This is a genomic window from Thermodesulfobacteriota bacterium (assembly GCA_039028315.1).
In the GTDB taxonomy this organism is placed as follows: domain Bacteria; phylum Desulfobacterota_D; class UBA1144; order Nemesobacterales; family UBA2774; genus CR02bin9.
In genome coordinates, this window is sequence record JBCCIH010000202.1 from 1 (window position 1) to 3,922 (window position 3,922).

Here is a 3,922-nt window from a genome sequence, read left to right on the forward strand (position 1 = left end):
ATCCTTATCATCATTTGCCTCATAGTAATTTATTTGATCCCCGGTTTCGTTCTCGGTATGAAGGTTCTTCTCATGGCGGCTCTTGTTATTAGTTATAAGCTCATTTGCAGCTCCAAGAATTGTTTTAGTGGAGCGGTAGTTCTGCTCAAGCTTTACTATCTTGGCATTTGGAAAATCTTTTTCAAAGTTTAGTATGTTTTTTATATCAGCCCCTCGCCAGCCGTATATAGACTGGTTGTCATCACCTACAACAAAAATATTTTTATGCTTTCTGGACAGCATCTCTACAAGCTTATACTGCACATGATTCGTGTCCTGATACTCGTCTACCAGTATATGCTGAAACTGGTTTTGATAGTTTTCAAGTACTTGGTCATTTGTTTCAAAAAGTTTCACAGCTAAATGAAGAAGATCGCCAAAGTCTAATGCCTTTGCTTTCCTGAGTTCTTCTTCATATAGAGAATAGATTCTCTGAACATTTTTGTCGTATTCTCCCATTTCAGGTGCATCAGGGCCAAACCCCTTATTCTTTGCTCCGTCAATTTGAGATCGGGCGGATTTAGGACTTATAAGTCTCTCCCCGATATTGAGTCTGCCCATGCAGTCTTTAATCAGCTTAAGCTGATCACTGTCATCATAGATAGTAAAATCCCTTGAGTATCCCTCGAGCTTATTAATATCTCTCTTTAAGATCCTAACACAGGTTGAATGGAAGGTACCAATCCAGATATTTCTGGCATCGTTCTCTACTACTTGAGATATTCTCTGCTTCATCTCATTTGCGGCTTTATTGGTAAATGTTACAGCAAGAATGTTATAGGGCCTTACGTTGTGCTCGTTTATTAAATATGCGATACGCTCAGTGATTATGCGGGTTTTGCCAGAGCCTGCGCCTGCTAAAACAAGTAGAGGCCCGCCCTTGTGAGTAACAGCTTGTAATTGAGGCTCATTTAAATTGTTTTTGGAACCGGTTGCCATAATTAATTATAAATCAAAAATTATATTTTCGGGGAAGAAAAACCTGAATTGACTTCAAAATAACTTGTCTATATCTGCGGCTGATGAACGCACTTCAAACCCCAACTAGCTAGTAATAGTTAATCATTGAACATCATTCATTTCAAGCTTCTAAATGAGATAATCGTAAGTCTGTGCGGATTGACATGTAAAGCTTGTTGAAAGATAATAATTCTTAATATATAGAATTGTATAATATGATTCAGTCCAGAGGGGGACAGGATGAAAGCTATCTTTTCACTTATCAGGACTGCTTTATTCTTTGCTTTCTACTTCTAACCGCCAATTCATTTGCTGCTACATTCACAGTAACAAATCTTGATGACTCGGGCGCAGGCTCACTTCTTCAGGCAATACTAGACGCAGATGATGAAATCACTAACCCTGGACCTGACGATATAGTTTTTATAGACGGACTTAGCGGCACTATAACAATCTTAAACGCTAATGGAGAGATAGTTATATCAACTGATATTACAATCACAGTTCCTGCTTTTGACACAGGCAGAATACCTCAAATCACAATAGATGCTGATGCAACAGCAGCTAATGACAGCAGGATATTTAATATTACTGACCTAAGCTTCGTTACAGTTAAAACCGTAGCAATTCTAATCTTAGATTAATAAATGGTCAGGCCCCATCACTTGATAGTGGAGGTGCTATAGATAATAGGGAAAATCTAACAATAGATTCATGCTTCTTTGAAAACAAGAGGGCTACAAATAGTGGCGCAATACTTCATTTTGGTCCTAGGATCTCTATTACCAATATCGCTTTTATTATGAATCATGTTATAGATAGTTTCAACGGTGCGGGCGGCGCGCTTTTACTTGATAGCACTACATTACTAATCTCTAATACCAGATTCATCGAGTGTTCTCGGACTATTACTCTATGCATTTATTCCTGCTGTTATTCTAGGAAGAAGACGCATAAGAAAGTAATAAGATCTAAACTTAGTGGAAAAATATGGCGCCGCCATCCCTCATTTATAGAGAGATGACGGCTTTCTCCTCCACATGTCAGCTTGGTTATTATTGTTGGTTGATTAACCACCTGTCCATGTGGCGCAGTATCCTTTTTGTATCACTTTCTTGCAATCAACAATATAGTTGTCTTCTAAGGTTCTTGTTTCCCAATATAGTTTGTTATATGGATTGCGGTTTTTCCCGCAGCCTTTGTCACCTGATGAACTTACTGTGAGTTTTAATGTAAGCTCTCCTGCCCCGGGCTGAAGTTTCAGCATGCATGGTATTCCATAGAGTATTTAATATCTGTTCCGCGGCCATGAGGGTTTGTTTTAAAACCAACATTCCTGGCTCCAGTTTTGTCTCCTCTGCAGATTGCCGGCAAAATCATGTCGTGATTTCCGTCTTTTGGATCGCCAATTAAATACCAGCGGTTATCCCATAAGTCATTTGCACATCTGAAGATGTTATCCATAGCGCGTTTTCTGCATGTGTTTCCATGATGCTTGTTTTTACAAGCCCCACGGCCTTCAAAACTATCCAAATTTTTGTAGATATCCCCTCCAGAGGGGTTTAGGACTTCGATATTGAATTTCCCTGCGCATCCGCGCGTGATCTCTGCGCTGGCAGTTAAAGAGCTTATTAGAATCAAAAATGTTCCTATCAGGATAAATAATAAAATTAGGGCTGCTTCTATGGCCGCGTTTCTTACTAATTTTTTATACATTTAAACGCCTCCTATCTTTTGCTAGTAAGTAGCTTTAAGAGATATAAAGGTTCAAAAGTATTTATTTCGGTCATAAATTCGGACCATCACATAATTGGAAGGTAAGGGGTAAAACTAGTCAGCTAAATTCTAAAAGACTCACCAACCCACAAAAGTGCAATATTTATTGACAAATATTTGCATTTTGGTACCCTGAGATATTGGTAGGTAGATATGTAAGTATATCTCTAAATATATACAGTAATAAACTGTTTCAATCATTCTTATATGTAGTGCGGAATTGGCTAAGGCGAATGTTTGCAATGACGTTGAGGTCTTAGCGTAGTCTGTATTGAAGTAGGCATTTATCTAACCAAAGTAGGGGGAGGCATATTATGGGTTCGATATTATTAAGATCAATTATGTTGTCATTAGCTGTATTTCTTTTTGTTGCATCAAGCGCTTTCGCGCAGAAACCGCGAGTAACAATTGTGACTGTATCTATTGATTTTAGTATAAGCCAAATGACTATCACGGGTGAGAATTTTAATATAGGACCCAATCCCACAACCGCGACTCTGGGCGGTATACCACTCAATATAATAAGTAATAATGGCAGCGTAATGGAGGTTGAGCTTCCACAGAATCTCGCTGCTGGAGATTATGAACTAGTAATAAAGAGCGGCCCAGGACCAAGAAAGATGGATAATGAGAGTATTACAATAGGAAATCAAGGACCTGAGGGAGAGATGGGCGACCCGGGAGCTCCAGGTGATCCTGGAGATGATGGAGCTCAAGGCCCTCAAGGCCCATCAGGCCCCATGGGTCCCCAAGGACCGCAGGGTGATACTGGACCTCAAGGACCAACAGGCCCAGAAGGTAGTCCTGGACCACAGGGTAATCCGGGACCACAGGGTGAACAAGGTCCGCAAGGAGCCGATGGCGCTCCAGGACCCCAGGGAGATCCAGGAACACAAGGAGAACAAGGTCCTCCGGGTGAAGACGGTTCAGACGGAGAGCAGGGGCCACAGGGAGAAAAGGGAGATCAAGGCGATCCAGGTGCACCTTTTGCTCTAGAGTTTCTAGAGTTTGTAAATGACTGTGATGGTAATCCAGATAGTCCTGGTAAAAGGTATGTTGCGTATCTAGATGAAAATAACAATGGTATGAGAGACCAAGGTATAGACACACCTGCAGGATTTATTGACATATGCGACGGTGCTCAAGG

5 protein-coding genes are annotated in these 3,922 nt (G+C 40.6%); 2 read left to right on the forward strand and 3 right to left on the reverse strand.

Annotated elements, in window-relative coordinates; translation table 11 throughout:
• Positions 1 to 978, reverse strand: a 978-nt coding sequence (locus AAF462_10640; GenBank protein ID MEM7009580.1) for a UvrD-helicase domain-containing protein, incomplete at its 3' end; no start/stop codon positions are given.
• Positions 979 to 1,214: 236 nt separating this feature from the next.
• On the opposite strand from AAF462_10640, the gene AAF462_10645 reads away from it, so the two are divergent.
• Positions 1,215 to 1,643: a hypothetical protein gene (locus AAF462_10645; protein ID MEM7009581.1), complete on the forward strand. Its 429-nt coding sequence runs from the start codon at positions 1,215 to 1,217 to the stop codon at positions 1,641 to 1,643.
• Positions 1,644 to 2,068: 425 nt separating this feature from the next.
• Here AAF462_10645 and AAF462_10650 read toward each other — a convergent pair whose 3' ends face one another.
• A complete protein-coding gene (locus tag AAF462_10650) occupies positions 2,069 to 2,266 on the reverse strand; it encodes a hypothetical protein (protein ID MEM7009582.1) in 198 nt (65 codons plus the stop codon).
• Positions 2,260 to 2,715 (reverse strand): hypothetical protein, encoded by a 456-nt coding sequence (locus AAF462_10655; protein ID MEM7009583.1) that lies wholly within the window; start codon positions 2,713 to 2,715, stop codon positions 2,260 to 2,262. Before AAF462_10655 ends, AAF462_10650 begins: the two co-directional genes overlap by 7 nt.
• A gap of 374 nt (positions 2,716 to 3,089) precedes the next feature.
• Here AAF462_10655 and AAF462_10660 point away from each other — a divergent pair.
• On the forward strand, positions 3,090 to 3,922 hold an 833-nt coding region (locus AAF462_10660), incomplete at its 3' end, for a hypothetical protein (GenBank protein MEM7009584.1).